General features: G+C 59.9%; 19 protein-coding genes. 3 read left to right on the top strand and 16 right to left on the bottom strand.

Annotated features, from left to right (window positions below):
- Nucleotides 1-7: 7 nt before the first annotated feature.
- From benC to ACEN9A_RS10265, 7 genes are all read right to left on the bottom strand, one after another.
- Nucleotides 8-1021 (bottom strand): benzoate 1,2-dioxygenase electron transfer component BenC, encoded by a 1014-nt coding sequence (gene benC, locus ACEN9A_RS10295; RefSeq protein ID WP_230172039.1) that lies wholly within the window; start codon nucleotides 1019-1021, stop codon nucleotides 8-10.
- A 10-nt stretch (nucleotides 1022-1031) separates the two neighbouring features.
- On the bottom strand, nucleotides 1032-1520 hold the full coding sequence (gene benB, locus ACEN9A_RS10290) for a benzoate 1,2-dioxygenase small subunit (protein ID WP_258673464.1): 489 nt from the start codon (nucleotides 1518-1520) through the stop codon (nucleotides 1032-1034).
- Complete coding sequence (gene benA, locus ACEN9A_RS10285) at nucleotides 1517-2881, bottom strand: benzoate 1,2-dioxygenase large subunit (RefSeq protein WP_258673463.1); 1365 nt, start codon at nucleotides 2879-2881, stop codon at nucleotides 1517-1519. Before benA ends, benB begins: the two co-directional genes overlap by 4 nt.
- Before the next feature lie 295 nt (nucleotides 2882-3176).
- The gene (locus tag ACEN9A_RS10280; RefSeq protein WP_019649242.1) at nucleotides 3177-4136 is read right to left on the bottom strand and encodes an AraC family transcriptional regulator; all 960 of its coding nucleotides are present in this window, start codon (nucleotides 4134-4136) and stop codon (nucleotides 3177-3179) included.
- 114 nt (nucleotides 4137-4250) lie between these two features.
- The gene (catA, locus tag ACEN9A_RS10275; RefSeq protein WP_258673461.1) at nucleotides 4251-5180 is read right to left on the bottom strand and encodes a catechol 1,2-dioxygenase; all 930 of its coding nucleotides are present in this window, start codon (nucleotides 5178-5180) and stop codon (nucleotides 4251-4253) included.
- A 51-nt stretch (nucleotides 5181-5231) separates the two neighbouring features.
- Nucleotides 5232-5522, bottom strand: coding sequence for a muconolactone Delta-isomerase (catC, locus tag ACEN9A_RS10270; RefSeq protein ID WP_007936026.1), 291 nt, complete (start codon nucleotides 5520-5522; stop codon nucleotides 5232-5234).
- 10 nt (nucleotides 5523-5532) lie between these two features.
- Entirely contained in the window at nucleotides 5533-6681 is a 1149-nt protein-coding gene (locus ACEN9A_RS10265; protein ID WP_258673460.1) for a muconate cycloisomerase family protein, read from the bottom strand.
- 129 nt (nucleotides 6682-6810) lie between these two features.
- Between ACEN9A_RS10265 and ACEN9A_RS10260 the strand changes: the two genes are divergently transcribed.
- Nucleotides 6811-7713 (top strand): LysR family transcriptional regulator, encoded by a 903-nt coding sequence (locus tag ACEN9A_RS10260; protein WP_258673459.1) that lies wholly within the window; start codon nucleotides 6811-6813, stop codon nucleotides 7711-7713.
- 144 nt (nucleotides 7714-7857) lie between these two features.
- Here the strand turns inward: ACEN9A_RS10260 and ACEN9A_RS10255 are convergent, their stop codons facing one another.
- The 5 genes from ACEN9A_RS10255 to ACEN9A_RS10235 form a co-directional block, all read right to left on the bottom strand.
- Nucleotides 7858-8109, bottom strand: a complete 252-nt coding sequence (locus tag ACEN9A_RS10255) for a DUF1652 domain-containing protein (protein WP_258673457.1) — start codon at nucleotides 8107-8109, stop codon at nucleotides 7858-7860.
- Between the two features lie 76 nt (nucleotides 8110-8185).
- Nucleotides 8186-9085: a polysaccharide deacetylase family protein gene (locus tag ACEN9A_RS10250; protein WP_019649246.1), complete on the bottom strand. Its 900-nt coding sequence runs from the start codon at nucleotides 9083-9085 to the stop codon at nucleotides 8186-8188.
- Nucleotides 9086-9306: 221 nt separating this feature from the next.
- A complete protein-coding gene (locus tag ACEN9A_RS10245; protein WP_019649247.1) occupies nucleotides 9307-9465 on the bottom strand; it encodes a hypothetical protein in 159 nt (52 codons plus the stop codon).
- A gap of 61 nt (nucleotides 9466-9526) precedes the next feature.
- The gene (locus tag ACEN9A_RS10240; RefSeq protein ID WP_162830927.1) at nucleotides 9527-9838 is read right to left on the bottom strand and encodes an AzlD domain-containing protein; all 312 of its coding nucleotides are present in this window, start codon (nucleotides 9836-9838) and stop codon (nucleotides 9527-9529) included.
- The gene (locus ACEN9A_RS10235; RefSeq protein ID WP_258673455.1) at nucleotides 9838-10536 is read right to left on the bottom strand and encodes an AzlC family ABC transporter permease; all 699 of its coding nucleotides are present in this window, start codon (nucleotides 10534-10536) and stop codon (nucleotides 9838-9840) included. The genes ACEN9A_RS10240 and ACEN9A_RS10235 overlap by 1 nt, the downstream gene beginning before the upstream one ends.
- A 379-nt stretch (nucleotides 10537-10915) precedes the next feature.
- On the opposite strand from ACEN9A_RS10235, the gene dapA reads away from it, so the two are divergent.
- Both dapA and ACEN9A_RS10225 read left to right on the top strand, forming a co-directional pair.
- Nucleotides 10916-11791, top strand: a complete 876-nt coding sequence (dapA, locus tag ACEN9A_RS10230) for a 4-hydroxy-tetrahydrodipicolinate synthase (protein WP_258673453.1) — start codon at nucleotides 10916-10918, stop codon at nucleotides 11789-11791.
- Nucleotides 11792-11851: 60 nt separating this feature from the next.
- Nucleotides 11852-12247: a DUF2784 domain-containing protein gene (locus tag ACEN9A_RS10225; protein ID WP_258673451.1), complete on the top strand. Its 396-nt coding sequence runs from the start codon at nucleotides 11852-11854 to the stop codon at nucleotides 12245-12247.
- Nucleotides 12248-12249: 2 nt separating this feature from the next.
- Here ACEN9A_RS10225 and ACEN9A_RS10220 read toward each other — a convergent pair whose 3' ends face one another.
- The 4 genes from ACEN9A_RS10220 to ACEN9A_RS10205 form a co-directional block, all read right to left on the bottom strand.
- Nucleotides 12250-13827, bottom strand: coding sequence for a sensor domain-containing diguanylate cyclase (locus tag ACEN9A_RS10220; RefSeq protein ID WP_258673449.1), 1578 nt, complete (start codon nucleotides 13825-13827; stop codon nucleotides 12250-12252).
- A gap of 165 nt (nucleotides 13828-13992) precedes the next feature.
- On the bottom strand, nucleotides 13993-14760 hold the full coding sequence (locus tag ACEN9A_RS10215; RefSeq protein ID WP_258673447.1) for an ABC transporter ATP-binding protein: 768 nt from the start codon (nucleotides 14758-14760) through the stop codon (nucleotides 13993-13995).
- Between the two features lie 21 nt (nucleotides 14761-14781).
- Nucleotides 14782-15495, bottom strand: coding sequence for an ABC transporter permease (locus ACEN9A_RS10210; RefSeq protein ID WP_258673445.1), 714 nt, complete (start codon nucleotides 15493-15495; stop codon nucleotides 14782-14784).
- Complete coding sequence (locus ACEN9A_RS10205) at nucleotides 15492-16181, bottom strand: ABC transporter permease (RefSeq protein ID WP_019649253.1); 690 nt, start codon at nucleotides 16179-16181, stop codon at nucleotides 15492-15494. The genes ACEN9A_RS10210 and ACEN9A_RS10205 overlap by 4 nt, the downstream gene beginning before the upstream one ends.
- Between the last annotated feature and the right edge of the window lie 18 nt (nucleotides 16182-16199).

The raw sequence follows: 16199 nt of genomic DNA, 5'->3' as shown, positions 1-16199 counted from the left end.
GCGCAGCTCAGGCCGCGCTGGCGGCAAATTTCTCGTAGTAGAAGTTCGCAGGCGCGATGCCTTGCTCGCGAATGAACTGGCTGACCGCTTCGACCATCGGCGGCGGGCCGCACAGGTAGACATCGACGTCGCCATCGTTCAGATGCCGTGGCTCGATGTGCTGGGTCACATAGCCCTTGAGCGGGTGCCGGCTGTCGGGGTTGGCCACGCAGGCGCTGAAGCTGAAGTTCGGGATTCGTGCGGCAAAGGCTTCCAGTCGATCGATTTCCACCAGGTCGAAATCGTTGGTCACGCCATAGATCAAATGCAGCGGATGTTCGCTGCCCTGCTCGGCGATTTTTTCCAGCATCGCGGTAAACGGCGCCAGACCGGTGCCACCGGCCAGCAGCAACAACGGCCGGCGGATATCGCGCAGATAGAAGCTGCCCAACGGTCCGGCCAGGCTCATGCTGTCGCCGGCCTTGGCCATGCCGGTCAGGAAACTGCTCATCAAGCCGCCGGGCACGTTGCGAATCAGGAAACTGACTTCGCCGTCACGCTGCAACGAGCTGAACGAATACGCGCGGGTCTGCTCGCTGCCGGGAACCCCGAGGTTCACATACTGCCCCGGCAAAAACGCCAGTTTGCTCAGGGCTTCGCCCTTGATCGACAGTGCGATGGTGCTGTCGGACAGCTGACGCACGGCGCTGATGGTCGCGTCGTAACTGGCCTGACGAGTACGGCAGACATCCGATGAAACCGGCACCCGCACCACGCAATCGCTCTGCGCTCGCATCTGGCAAGTCAGGACAAAACCCTGCTGCGCTTCGTCAGCGCTGAGGGCGTCTTCGATGTAGTCCTCGCCCAAGTCGTAGCGCCCGGCTTCGGCGAAACACTTGCAGGTGCCGCAAGCGCCGTCGCGGCAGTCCAGTGGGATATTGATGCCCTGGCGGTACGCGGCATCGGCCACGGTTTCGCCGGCGTTGGCGTCGATGAACCGGGTGACGCCATCTTCGAAATTGAACGCAATGGAATGAGTCATGACGGCCGCCTCAGAGGTGGTAAACATCAATGACCTGGCGAACGTAGTCGTTCTTCAGGATCACTTTCTTGGCCAAGATCAGCGGGTTCTCGCCGCGCACATCCAGGGTGTAGAAACTGCTGCCGAAATAGCTGTCGACGGTCTTGTAGCGAAAGCTCAGGGTGTGCCAGTTGAAACGCACCTTGCACAGGCCGTCGGCCTGTTCGATCAGCTCGATGTTGCTGAGGTTGTGCGAGGTGCGGGTGTCCGGCACGCTGGCGCTGGAACGCTCGGTCTTGATGCGGAAGATGCGGTCTTCCAGGCCCGTACGGTTGCCGTACCAGATCAACGAGATTTCCCGCTGCGGGTCTTCGGTCAATTCGTCGTTGTCATCCCAGGACGGCATCCAGAAGGTCGCGTCCGGCGCGTACAACTCCAGCCAGTCGTCCCATTGCTTGTCGTCGAGGTAGCGCGCTTCACGGTAGAGAAAATCACGCACCGCGTCATAGGTCATGGTCATTGCACGGCCTCCACTGCAATCAGGTCGGACTGTTCGGCGGCCAGGGCCTTGAGCATGGTCTGCTGCCAATATTTGTGTTGCAGCACGAACAGGCCTTCATCTTCGGTACGCACCCCGCTGAGCAACGGGTGCAGGTCGATTTCCTTGGCCGCGTCATCGGCGCCTTCAATCCAGTGTTCGGCACCACGGGACATGTCGTTCCAGGTGGTGACGCTGCCCTGATAACCGGTCTGGCAGGAGCGAAACTCTTCCAGATCGTCTGGAGTCGCCATGCCGCTGACGTTGAAAAAGTCCTCGTACTGACGAATGCGGCTCGAACGGGCGTGGTCGCTTTCACCTTTGGGGGCGATGCAGTAAATGGTGATTTCGGTGCGGTTGACCGAGATCGGCCGGGCGATGCGGATCTGCGAGCTGAACTGGTCCATCAGGTACACGTTCGGGTACAGGCACAGGTTGCGCGAGTTCTCGATCATCCAGTCGGCGCGGGCCTGGCCGAAGTCCCGGGCCAACTCGTCGCGACGCTCGTACAGTGGACGGTCCTCGGGGTTGGACCAACGGGTCCAGAGCAGCATGTGGCCCTTGTCGAAGGAATAGAAACCACCGCCCTGCTTGGCCCAGGTGCCGGCGCTCATGGTGCGGATGTCTTCGCCCGCTTCGCGCTGTTTGCGCTGATTCTGGGTGGCGGCGTAGTTCCAGTGCACGGAGCTGACGTGATAGCCGTCGGCACCGTTCTCGGCGGTAAGTTTCCAGTTGCCTTCGTAGATGTAGCTGGAGGAACCGCGCAGTACTTCCAGGCCGTCGGCGGACTGGTCGACGATCATGTCGATGATCTTCGCCGACTCGCCCAGGTGCTCCACCAACGGCACCACGTCGGCCTTGAGGCTGCCGAACAGGAAACCGCGATAGGACTCGAAACGCGCGACTTTGGTCAGGTCGTGGGAGCCTTCGCAATTGAAGCTCGCCGGGTAGCCGGCCGCCGCCGGGTCCTTGACCTTGAGCAGCTTGCCGGAGTTGTTGAACGTCCAGCCGTGGAACGGGCAAGTGTACGAACTCTTGTTGCCGGTCTTGTGCCGGCAGAGCATCGCCCCGCGGTGGCTGCACGCATTGATAAAGGCGTTCAACACGCCATCCTTGTTGCGCGCGATGAAGATCGACTGGCGCCCCATGGTGGTGGTGTAGAAGTCGTTGTTGTTGGGGATCTGGCTTTCGTGCGCCAGGTACAGCCAGTTGCCTTCGAAGATGTGTTCCATCTCGAGGTCGAACAGCCGCGGGTCAGTGAACATCTCCCGCTTGCAGCGATAGATACCCTGTTCAGGGTTTTCTTCAAGCAGGGAGTGAAGGTATTCGGGTCGCAGGGACATGGCCGCCGCCTCCATTGTTTTTATTCAGGCAGGGCCATGCTAGGACGTGGGGATGGGGCGGACTATCCGCGGGGTGCAGACCTGTATCCGTTTTGTGCAAAGGGCGGTCGGTGGTTGATGGTTGCCAATGTGGCGAGGGAGCTTGCTCCCGCTGGGCTGCGAAGCGGCCCCCGGCATTCTGTCAGGCACACCGCGTCGGCAGGATTTACGACTGCTGCGCAGCCGAACGGGGGCAAGCCCCCTCGCCACAAGCAAGCTCCCTCGCCACAGGTTATGCGTCAAACCTCCCTGGCAATCAGTGACGGCGCTTGAGGGTGTCAGAAGGCAATTCGCCGAACTGTTTACGGTAGCTGTCGGAGAACCGGCCCAGGTGCAGGAAGCCGTAATCCATGGCCACTTCCGTGACGTTGCGCACGTTGCAGGTCGGGTCGCTCAGGTTGGCGTGAATGCGTTCGAGCTTCTTCTGCCGGATGTAGTTTTTCGGCGTGTCCCCCGCATTGCGTTCGAACAGCCCATACAGCGAACGCAAGCTCATCCGCGCCTGGCGCGCCAGTTCTTCGCTGTCGATGTCTTGCTTGAGGTTGCAGGCGATGTAATCGACCAGCGCCTCGAACGTGGCCGAGGCTGAGCCGGGATCGGTGCGCATGACGTTGGTTTTCATCAGGCCGAGCATCTTGCTGACCACGATTTGCGCATAGTGCTCCTGCACGCGAGGAATCGGCTCGGAAGCCTCGGCTTCCTGGCAAATCATCGCCAGCAGGCCGACGAAGCCTTCCAGTTGATTGAGCTGATAACGGTTCTCCAGAAACCGCACGCCCTGCCCCGGATACCGCCAACGCTGCTCCTCGCACACCGATTCCAGCAGCCGGGTGGGGACTTTCAGGATGAATTTTTCGCAATCACTGGAATAGGTCAGATCCACCGGATCGTCCGGATTGATCAGCAGCAACTCGCCGGGCGCGAAGTAATGTTCCTGACCATGGCCACGCCACAGACAATTGCCGCGCAACAGCACTTGCAAGTGATAGATGCTGTCCAGCGCGCCAGAGGTAACCCGCACGCTGGCGCCATAACTGATGCGGCACAGATCAAGGCTGGCAAACTTGCGATGATCGAGGCTGGCCAGCGGCCGGCCGGCCCTGGGCATCTGCAGGCAATGGTTGCCGACATGCTGATTGACATAGCCCGACACCGCATACGGGTCTGCATGGTCGAAGACTCTGCTGCGATGACTCAACAATTGCGCTTGCATCATCGGTTCACTCTCATTGTTGTTATCAGTGGCGCCGCCATTCTAGGGCCGAAACACAGAAGGCCACGAGATAAACGGTCGGTTATCTCGTGGCCCGGTTCGGCTGGTCGAGGGGTATCAGTCCTCGAGCGCACGCACCCGCTCGTGGCGTTGTTGCTCTTCAGGCTGGGCGGACGACTGCAAGGTGAAGTCAAAATTGATTTCGGCAAAACGCCCGCTGACGCCATGGGCCGCCGCACGCTGCTGATCGTCACTGAAAGTGATCTTGGCGATCAGTTCGTCACGGGTGGCGTAGGCGAAATCGTCATGCAGGTACTGATCACCATCGAGGTTGATCTGGGTGGTCAGGTGACGATGATCCGGCGCCGAAATGAAGAAGTGAATGTGCGCCGGCCGCTGGCCATGACGGCCCAGTTGATTGAGCAGTTGCTGGGTCGGACCATCCGGCGGGCAGCCGTAGCCCGACGGCACGATGCTACGGAAGCGATAACGGCCCTCGGCATCGGTGACGATCCGGCGACGCAGGTTGAACTCGGACTGGGTGGTGTCGAAGTACGAATAGGTGCCGCCGGTGTTGGCGTGCCAGACATCCACCACCGCGCCGGCCAGCGGTTCGCCAGCGGTGTTGAACACCCGGCCCTGCATGAACAGAGTCACACCCGGATCGACGCCGTCATCGAGACGCGCTTCGCCTTGCGACAGCGGTGCACCCGCCACATACAGCGGCCCCTCGATGGTCCGCGGGGTGCCGCCGGATTTGCCGGCCTGCTCGTCTTCGGCATCCATCAACAGGTCGAGGTAATGCTCAAGACCGAGCCCGGCCACCAACAGACCGGCCTCCTGCCGCGCGCCCAGCACGTTGAGGTAATTGACGGCTTTCCAGAATTCTTCCGGGGTCACGGCCAGGTCTTCGATGATGTTCACCGAATCGCGCAGGATGCGGTAAACCAGCGCTTTGACCCGCGGATCGCCGGCCTCGTTGAGCAGGCCGCTGGCCTCTTCGAGAAACTTCTGGACACTGGCGTTGTGGGAAATCTTGACGTTCATGGTGGATCCTCATCTTGTAATTATTAGCGTAGCGAACTGAACAGGCTGGGTTCAGCGGTCATCCTCGCGAATGGAAGAAGGATGCCGGCACAGCGCGTTGACCTCGATGGCCATGTACGGGTACAGCGGCAATTGCATCAGCAAGTCGTGCAGTTCCTGAACGCTGTCGACATCGAACACGCTGTAATTGGCATAGAGCCCGGCGATGCGCCACAGATGACGCCACTTGCCTTGCTCTTGCAGGCGCTGGGCCAGGGCTTTCTCGTCGGCCTTGAGCTGAGCGGCGCGCTCCGGGTTCATGTCGACCGGTAAATTCACGGTCATTTTTACGTGAAACAGCATGATGCCCTCCTCAGGCTTGATGAACGGCAGTGGATATTTTGTCTCGACGGAAAAACGCCAGGCGTTCTTCATCCAGAACCAGGCCCAACCCCGGTGTTGACGGGACGTGCAGTTGGAAATCGCGGTAGACCAAGGGCTCGCTGAGGATGTCTTCGGTCAGCAGCAGCGGGCCGAACAGCTCGGTATCCCAGCTCAATGTGTTCAGCGTGACGAAGGCATGGGCCGAGGCCAGCGTGCCGATTCCGCCTTCGAGCATGGTGCCACCGTACAGGCCGATACCGGCCGCCTCGGCAATCGCGGCGGTTCGCAGCACCGCGCGCGGGCCGCCGTTCTTGGCGATTTTCAGAGCGAACACCGAAGCGGCGCCTTCCCGTGCCAGGTTAAAGGCATCTTCCACGCATTCGATGGATTCATCGGCCATGATCGGCGCCGGGCTCATGGCATTCAGGCGCACCATGCCGGCGCGGTTATTGCGCGAGATCGGTTGTTCGATCAGGTCGATGCCGTTGGTGCCGAGGATCCGGCAGGCCCGCAGAGCGACTGCTTCATCCCAGGCCTGATTGACATCGACCCGCACGCTGGCGCGATCACCCAAGGCTTTTTTGATCGCAATGACGTGAGCCAGGTCGCGGTTGACCTCGCCAGCGCCGATTTTCAGCTTGAAGATCCGGTGGCGGCGCAGGTCGAGCATTTTTTCCGCTTCAGCGATGTCCTTGGCCGTGTCGCCGCTGGCCAGGGTCCAGGCCACCGGCAACGCATCGCGAACCCGTCCTCCCAGCAGTTCACTGACCGGCAGGCCAAGGCGCTTGCCCTGGGCGTCGAGCAAGGCGCTTTCGATACCCGATTTGGCGAAGGTGTTGCCACGAATGCTGCGCTCCAGGCGCAACATCGCGGCATTCACATTGCCGCTGTCCTGGCCGATCAGCAGTGGCGCGACGTGTTTGTCGATGTTGGTCTTGATGCTGTCCGGGCTTTCGTTGCCGTAGGCCAGGCCGCCGATGGTGGTCGACTCACCGATACCCTCAATGCCATCGGCACAGCGCACCCGAATGATCACCAGGGTCTGGTTCTGCATGGTGTGCATCGCCAGCTTGTGTGGGCGAATGGTCGGCAGATCGACGATGATCGTCTCGATCGATTCAATGGCTGTTGCAAGCATGTCGCGATACCCGTCAGGTTCTTAAAGTTCTGGAACCGATTCTGGTACGGCTTTTTTCGGGAAGCCAATATAGAATTGGTCTGACTCGATACCTTAAAGGTATTTAACAGATCGACATCCGGAGGCCCCATGGAACTGCGTCACCTGCGGTATTTTCAGGTGTTGGCTCAAACCCTCAACTTCACCCGCGCCGCCGAACTGCTGCACATCGCCCAACCGCCGCTGAGCCGGCAGATCCAGCAGCTGGAAGACGAACTCGGGGTACTGCTGCTGGAGCGCGGCCGACCGTTGAAGTTGACCGACGCCGGGCGTTTTTTCCATGAACACTCCACCGCCCTGCTCGAACAACTGGGCAAGGTTTGCGACAACACGCGGCGGATCGGCCTGGGCGAAAAAACCTGGCTGGGCATCGGCTTTGCGCCCTCGACACTCTATGGCGTGCTGCCGGAACTGATTCGCCGGTTGCGCAGCGGTGAGCCTCTGGCGCTGGAGTTGGGGCTCTCGGAAATGACCACGTTGCAACAGGTGCAGGCGCTCAAGGCCGGGCGTATCGATATCGGCTTCGGGCGCATCCGCATCGACGACCCGGCCATCCTGCAGACCGTGCTCACCGAAGACCGACTGGTGGCCGCCCTGCCCGCCGGCCACCCGCTCCTCGCCAGGCCCATCAGCCTTCGGGAACTGGCGAAAGAACCTTTTGTGCTCTACCCCGGCAATCCGCGCCCGAGTTACGCCGACCACGTGATCGCGTTGTTCGAAGCCAGTGGCGTGCACATCAAGGTGGCGCAATGGACCAACGAGCTGCAAACGGCGATTGGTCTGGTGGGGGCGGGAATCGGGGTGACGCTGGTACCGGCCTCGGTGCAGTTACTGCACCGCGACGACATTGGCTTCACTCCGGTGCTGGAAGACAACGCGATCTCGCCGATCATTCTCAGCAGGCGCGTGGGCGATGTATCGCCAGGGTTGAATCATTGCTTGCAGATGATCGATGAACTGCTGCCGCGCGAAAAGCTTGAAACCAGCCGTTAGGCAATCTGTAGCAGCTGTCGAGCCCCAGCGAGGCTGCGTTCGGCGTAGGAGCTGCCGCAGGCTGCGATCTTTTGATTTTCAGCGGTTCCGAACATGCCGAAGATCAAAAGATCGCAGGCTTCGCCAGCTCCTACAGGGAGTGCGTTAGGCCACGACACCGGCGAACGCTCGGCGACCGGCACGCATTTCTGTGCGAAGTTCGCCGATCAGGTTGGAAATATCGCGAACACTGATCAGTTTGTCGGGGGATACGCCGGTGATCAACAACTCAATCCGCCCGGAGCTCTGATCGAAAACCTTGATCCGCAAGGTTTCATTCTGGTTCAAGGTGCATTCGCAGGAGAGCGGCTTGAAACCGGACTCGACAATCTGGCAAAGCTGCTCAATTGAAACCATGACAGACGCCCTCCCTGGACGGCCTCCCGATTGGATCCACTGAGATTAGTCCAGCTTGCGCAATGCGCCAGCGGGTTCAGTGAGCATCCCCATCCCATATCCAATTCCAGATCCCCGGCAAACGAACAGGCTCGGAACTCTGCTTGACGGTGCGCGCCATGGCCGCCCGCTGTAGCGCTGCCGTGTCGTCGTAAAACGGTTTCTGCGCCGTGGCCAGACCGGTGGCGTTGGCACTGTCGAGGAGGATTTGCAGGTATTCGCGGGCATGCCGGGCGGTGTAGCGGTTGAGGTCGTGAAAGGTCACCACCACCGGAATCACCCCATCCACCGTCGGCAACTCGCCAAGGGCGATGCGCTCGCGGACTTCGGACAGCTGCCGCAGCATATTGGCCCGCCGCCGAGGGCTGGCGTTGAAGCCCCAGATCTTGCCGTCATTGGCGCTCAGGTCGGTCAGCAGTACGTGCATGCCATGCTGTTGGTAGGCGGCGAAAGTGCGTTTGTCGTAGTTCCAGAACGGCGGACGCACCAGGTTTGGTGGAGTGCCAGTGATCGCGGCGATGTCTGCGCTGCCGTTGGTCAGCGATTGCTCCAGTTGCTCCGGCTCCAGGGAGCGATGGTTGGTGTGGTGGGGAGTGGCCGTGTGGAAACCCAGCAAGTGACCTTCGGTCTTTTCGCGCTGCATGAGTTGGCGGCCCACGTCACTGCCGCCGGCGCCCGAGGCTCGGGTCTGCACGAAGAACACGGCTTTGATGTCCGGTTGCAGCGGATTGTGCGCCAGGCTGTCGAGTACAGTGGCGGTCGGGTTGTAGAAACCGGACGCGCTGGGCCCGTCGTCGAAGGTCAGCAGAAAGCGGATCGGCGCTTGCGCGCGCAGGCGCTGTTGCGTCTGCGGCGTCATTTCAATGGGGGCGGCGATACAGCCAAACAGGCCGACGGCGATGGCGAATACGGATAGAACCTTGATCAACTGCTTCATGTTTTGCCTTGGGCCAGACCTTGCGACCGTCACGTTTAATGGCAAAAACCCCTCGCCCATTCATCCCTTCGATCGACCCGCCAATCGCTGCGAGCCGAGGTTGGATAAGGGTACACAGTGTTTGGTTCCAGCGCCTGCTCCCCAGGTGATTGCATTTCAAACTACAAAAACTAAAAAGCCCCGCCATCAATTGGCGGGGCTTTTGGCTATGTGCAAGCGGATCAGGGCTTCAGCGGACGCTCCTGGTCGCGGTCCGACAGTTCTTTACCATCGTCGGGGTGTTTCCAGTCCGGCATCGAACGCTTCTGCCGCTCGATTTCTTCTTCCGTCGGTTCATCTGTGTCTTCATCCAGGTCCGGACGCTTTGGTTCAGTGGCCATGTCCACCTCCCGTCCTCAAGGGATCATCCGTTAAGCGTAGAACAGTTTCACGCCGGACGACTCAGAGCCACCAGCGCAGCAAAAAGAAAAAGCCCATGCTCAACAACATGCTGAGCAGAGTATTGCGGGTGTAAAGCACCAGGCCCACGGCCACCAGCGAACTGATCAGATAGGGGTTGTCCCACTGCAGGTTCAACTGTTTGTCGGGCATGAACACAATCGGCCCGCAGATCGCGGTGAGCATGCCCGGGACCGCGAAACCGAGGAACTGCCGGGCATTGCTGCTCAAGCGCACCGGCAGCCGAGGTTCAAGAAATACGTAGCGGTTCAGGAACACCAGCAGGCCCATCCCGATAATCACAGCCCAGACCATCATGTGCGCCCCACGTAGAGTTTGTTGCAGATGAACCCTGCGGTCATGCCCGCCAATCCCGACAGCACCAGCGCCGAGCCCCATTGCCAATAGCTGAACAGCACCGAACAGAACAGCGAGACTGCCACGCAAACCACTGTCGGAACGTTGCGCACCACCGGCGTGATCAAGGCGATAAACGTCGCCGCGATGGAGAAGTCCAGTCCCAAGTGTTCAAGGCCCGGAATGCTGCTGCCCAGCACAATGCCCGCCAGGGTGAAGAGGTTCCAGGCGATGTAAAACGTCAGGCCCACACCGAGGGCGTACCAGCGATTGAACTGCTGTTTGTCATGCTGGCTGGTCAGGGCGAACAACTCGTCGGTGAGCAAAAAGCCCAGCCCGATACGCCAGCAGCCCGGCAACGGGGAAATCACCGAACGCATGCTCATCCCGTACAGCAAATGCTGGGAGGTCAGCAGCAACGTGGTCAACAGAATCGAAAAGACCCCAGCACCGCCCTTGAGCATGCCAATGGCGACCAATTGCGCCGCGCCGGCAAACACGATGCTCGACAGCCCCTGGCCTTGCAGGGGCGTGAGGTTGGCCTCGATGGCCATGGAGCCGGCCAGCAATCCCCAGGGCGCGGTCGCCAGGGACAACGGCATGATGGCCGCGGCGCCACGAAGGAATGCAGTACGCGGCATGAATGAGTTGGACATAACGCTCTACAACCAGGAAAAGACTTCAGACTGTGCCAGCAGTCATGGCCGATGGCTTGAACAATCTTGCGCACTTGCAACGACTTCACGATTGACAAATACCCCGTCGGCTTTTAAAACTGGGCGCCTCATTCAGGGTGTAAGCAACCATGTCCGCAACTTTCAACCTCAACACTGTCGTCATTGGCTTGAATGCCAAGGCGCAAGGTTGCGTTGCGCACGCCCCTAAATCGAAGAAACAGTCGCTCATGTGACCGGGGCGCGCTGTCCCGTCAGATGAGCTGACAGGACATTGAGCGCGGCGGACACCCCTCCTCTTGCTGACTTCCTTCTACGCTTCTGACGGTGACGAAATCGGTCAACCTTCAGGAGAAAGTGCATGTCATCGTTTCAAGGTATCTGGGTTCCCATCGTTACGCCGTTTCACAATGGTGCGATCGACTTCGCCGGGCTGCGACGGCTGGTCAGTCATCTGCTGGAAAAAGGCGTCGATGGCATAGTGGTCTGCGGCACCACCGGGGAAGCCGCGGCGCTGGGTAAACACGAGCAACTGGCGGTGCTCGATGCGGTGCTGGAACAGGTTCCACCAGAACGCGTGGTCATGGGCCTGGCCGGCAACAACCTCACCGAGTTGCTGCAATTTCAAAGCGAAATCCTGAAGCGTCCCCTGGCGGGCTTGCTGGTGCCGCCGCCCTACTACATCCGCCCTTCCCAGTCCGGCCTCGAAGCCTTTTTCAAGACAGTCGCCGATGCGTCCAGCGCCCCGATTATTCTCTACGACATCCCCTATCGCACCGGCATAGCCTTCGAGCAGACGACCCTGCTCCGGATCGTCGCCCATGAGCGGATCGTCGCGATCAAGGACTGCGGCGGCAACCCGGCCAACACCTTCGCGCTGCTCTCCAGCGGTAACGTCGACGTGCTGTGCGGCGAAGATAATCAGATCTTCGGCGCGCTATGCCTGGGCGCCAAAGGCGCGATTGCCGCCTCGGCCCATGTTCATCCCGAGCTGTTCGTGACGCTGTATCAACAGATTCGCGACAACCGCTTAGCGGCCGGCCGAACGACCTTCTTCCAGTTGCTGCCGCTGATCCACAGCCTGTTCATCGAGCCCAATCCCGCTCCGGTGAAAACTGCCCTGGCCCTTGGAGGATTGATCCACGACGAGCTGCGAGCGCCAATGCAACGCAGCAGTGAAGCCACCGTCGTACGTTTGAAAGAAGTACTGGCAGCGCTCGAAGGCGGCAATCGATAGAGCACAAGCGTCCAGCCCGAGTACCATGGAGCGATTCATATAACGCGCCAGGGAATCGACATGCTTTACCGAATCGCCGCCGACGGGCTGGTGCTGTCTCACTTGTTGTTCATTCTGTTCGTGCTGTTCGGCGGGCTGCTGGTGCTCAAATGGCGCCACCTGATCTGGTGGCACCTGCCCGCCGCTGCATGGGGCGTGACCGTGGAAGTCTTCCACCTGACGTGCCCGCTCACCGAATGGGAAAACCGCATGCGCCACGCGGCCGGGCAAACCGGTTACGGCGGCGGTTTTATCGAACATTACGTGTGGCCGATCATTTATCCGGCCGGGCTGACGCCCACGATTCAGCTGGGGCTGGGCAGCGTGGTGCTGGCGCTCAACGTGTTGATCTACGCACGGCTGTTCCGGCAATGGAAGCATCCGACCCGTTCAGGCAGTAACCACCGCTCCGGTTGAACTCAGTTGGCGATAACACTCATGTTCCGGCCACTGGCCTTGGCCACATACAGCGCCTTGTCCGCGGCGCCGACAATGTCGTCGGGTTGGGCTTGCGAGGCCGGGTCGTAGGCGCAGACACCCAGGCTGACCGTGACCACGCCTTCCACGCCCCCAACGTGCTCGATGCCGGCCTGCTGAACCGCACGGCGGATTTTTTCCGCCACCAGAAATGCCCCCACATAATCGGTGGCGGGCAACACCACCGTAAACTCCTCACCACCGAAGCGGGCTGCGAGATCGCCGGGACGCTTGATGTTTTCGGTGATGATCGCGCTGATTTTGCGCAAACACTCATCGCCCGCCAAATGACCGTAGTGGTCATTGAAGCTCTTGAAGTGGTCGACATCGATCATCAGCAGCGCAAGATGGGTCTGGCTACGCCTGGCACGGCCCATTTCCGCGAGAATGAACAGGTCGAATTGACGCCGGTTGGAAAGCCCGGTCAGTGCATCTTCCAGCGCCAGCAACTCCAGGCTGCGGTTGACCTCAATGAGTTTGTCCTGAGTCTCCAGCAGATTGTTCTGAATATGATTCTGCTGCTTCATGAGGCGGATCAGGCGATAACCGAGAGCCCCCAGAAACCCCAGCAGCAACAGGACGATGCCCGCACTGAATATCGACTCCTGCCGCCAACTGGCCAGGACTTCATTCTTGTCGAGCGCGGCAAAGACGACAAGCGGATACCCCTCGACCCGTCGAAACCCCACCACCCGCACCACCCCATCCACATAAGACCTCACCGTTGCCGTACCGGAATCGCCCTTGGGCAACAGTTGGGTAAACAGCGGCCCCTTGGCGACGCTGGTGCCGATATCGGCTTCGTTGAACGGGCGCCGAACGACGATGGTGGCGTCATCGGCGATCAGGTTGATCACCCCGTTATTGCCCATATCGATACTGTTATACAAATCCAGAAAATGCTTGAGGTAGATCGAAGCCACCACCACGCCGGCAAACCGGCCATCAGGGTGATTGATCCGGCGTGACACGGTCATGATCCACTCACCGGTCGAGCGACTTTTTATCGACGGACCGATATGAGGACCGCGGTCGGGATGATCACGGTGGTAGATGAAATATTCACGATCGGAATTATTGGCATTGGGCGGTATGACGTTAATGGCGTTGGCGAGCCAGCGTCCTTCTTCGTCGAACACGAACAGCCCATGGATCTGCGCCAGTTCACTGCGCTGGGCCTGGAGTAAACGTTGCAGCCGGGGAAATTTATCCGGTTGCATACCGTCGATTTCGAGGCGGTCCACCAGGGAAAACAGCAGCGTGTCGGCCTGTTTGATCGATGCCTGCGCCTGCGAAGCCAGGGTTTGCGCCAGGTTGGACATCGCCACTTCGCTCTCACGCAGATGGTACTGGCGCGAGTTCCAGCTTTCCCCGATCACAATGGCCATCAAGGACAGGCACACCGCAATGAGCAGAGAAACCGCGTATCGAACCTTGAGCGTTGACTCAACCGGCTCGGGCACCCAAGGCGTGGCGAGCGGGGTGTGTTCAATACGATCTTTGACGGACGGATGCCCCATGACGCTCCCTGAATCCCTTATGACATGGCGAATTTTCCCGTTCGCCCTTTTAGCGCCAGCCAGCCGTGACCGGCGCTCAAACCTTTACAACCCGATACGATAGGTGATTTGCACGAAAACGCTCATCGAAATCATCCGCCGGATCAGCGAGGATGATAGCACCCGTTACTTAAGGCTTCCCGCCAGAAACTGCTTCAACCGCTCGCTCCGAGGCTGCTCCAGCACACAGCTCGGTGCTCCCTGTTCCTCCACTCGTCCCTGATGCAAAAAGATGACCTGATTCGACACCTGCCTGGCAAATGCCATTTCATGGGTGACCACCACCATCGTCCTCCCTTCCTCTGCAAGCTGCTGCATGACTCTGAGCACCTCGCCCACCAGTTCGGGGTCCAGCGCGGAAGTCGGCTCATCGAACAGCATCACTTGCGGCTCCATGGCCAGCGCGCGAGCAATGGCAACGCGCTGCTGCTGGCCGCCGGACAACTGGACCGGATACTGGCCCTCGACCTTTGCCGGCAAGCCGACCTTGAAGAGGTAATGCCGCGCCCGCTCCAGGGCTTCCAGGCGCCCGACACCCAGCACGCTCATCGGGCACTCAATGAGGTTTTCCAGCACCGTCATGTGACTCCACAGGTTGAAATGCTGAAACACCATCGACAGCTTGCTGCGCATGACCTGCAACTGCCGGGGGTCGACCACGCACAATTCGCCCCTCGAGTTCTTGCGGGTCAGCAGCTCTTCGGCGTTGACAATGATGCGCCCGGCTGACGGTTGTTCGAGGTGGTTGATACAGCGCAAAAAGGTACTTTTTCCCGACCCCGAGGAGCCGATGATGCTGATCACATCGCCAGCCCTGGCCTTGAGCGAGACGCCCTTCAACACTTCATGGCTGCCGTAGTTCTTGTGTACGTCTTCAACGATCAATTTATACATTCGAGCATGTCCCGTCAGGAGTCAGTGCGTCCGGGGTTTGAGGTAGGCAAGCCAATGCAATTCACCGCGACGGAACAGCCAGATCAGCAAAAACGCGCTGCCGGCATACAACAATCCGGCAATGCCGAATGCGGTGAAGGAGGCGTAAGTCGCCGAGTTGACGTCGCGGGCAATTTTCAGCAAATCGGGAACCGTGGCGGTAAACGCCACCGAGGTGGAATGCAGCATCAAAATCACTTCATTGCTGAAGAACGGCAGGGCCCGGCGCAACGCCGACGGCAGAACGATCCGGCGATAGAGGGTGAAACGGCTCATCCCGTAGGCTCGGGCGGCCTCGATTTCGCCATGGGCGGTCGCCCTGATGGAACCGGCGAAAATTTCGGTCATGTAGGCACAGGTATTGAGCCCGAACGCCAGCACCGTGCAGTTGAACCCGTCACGGAAAAACGCGTTGAGAAAATCCTGGGACCGCACCACATGCAAGCTGTACACACCGGTGTAGAAGAACAGCAGCTGGATGTACAACGGGGTGCCGCGAAACACGTAGGTGTAGCACCACACCGGCAGGCGGATCAGCGGATTACGGCTGACGCGGGCGATCGACAAGGGAACCGCGAGCAGGAAACCGCTCACCACCGAAAGAATGAGCAGCCACAAGGTCACCGCCAACCCGGAAAAGTGCGGCCCGTCGCTCCACAGGTAAGCCTGCCAGTAGTCATCGAGAATGCCGGTCATGGTGCAACCTTCCTGACACCCACCGAGTAGCGGTGCTCGAGCCACATCAAGACAACGTTGGAAACGGTGGTAATGGCCAGGTAGATCAGGCCGCCGACCAGCGTGAAATAAAAGAACTGCAACGAGCCCTTGCCCGCATCCTGCGTGGCCTTGACCACATCGGTCAGGCCGATGATCGATACCAGGGCAGTCGACTTGATCAGCACCTGCCAGTTATTGCCAATGCCCGGCAAGGCATGGCGCAGCATTTGCGGGAAGAGGATTTTGCGAAAGGTTTTCCCGCGGCTCATGCCGTAGGCCCTCGCGGCTTCGATCTGGCCAGCCGGGACTGCCTGGAAGGCACCGCGAAAAGTCTCGGTGAAATATGCCCCGTAGATGAATGACAGGGTGGCGACACCGGCCAGGAACGGGTCGATATCGATCTGGTTGATGCCTAGCCAATCCGTCATCCGGTTGAGCAGCATCTGCAAGCTGAAGAACAACAGGAGCATGATGACCAGGTCCGGCATGCTGCGAATCACCGTCGTATAACCCGTGGCCAGCGCTCGCAACAAACGACTGGAGGACAACTTGGAGCTGGCGCCGAGCAGCCCTGCCAGAACGGCGATCAGCAGTGATCCCAAGGCCAGTTTGAGGGTGGCCAGGGTGCCCAGCAGGATTTGCGGGCCAAAGCCTTCCAGAAGCATTTCGCTCTCCTTGTTTTT

The organism is Pseudomonas sp. Pseusp18 (assembly GCF_059506005.1).
This window is presented reverse-complemented; position numbering and strand designations above follow the sequence as displayed.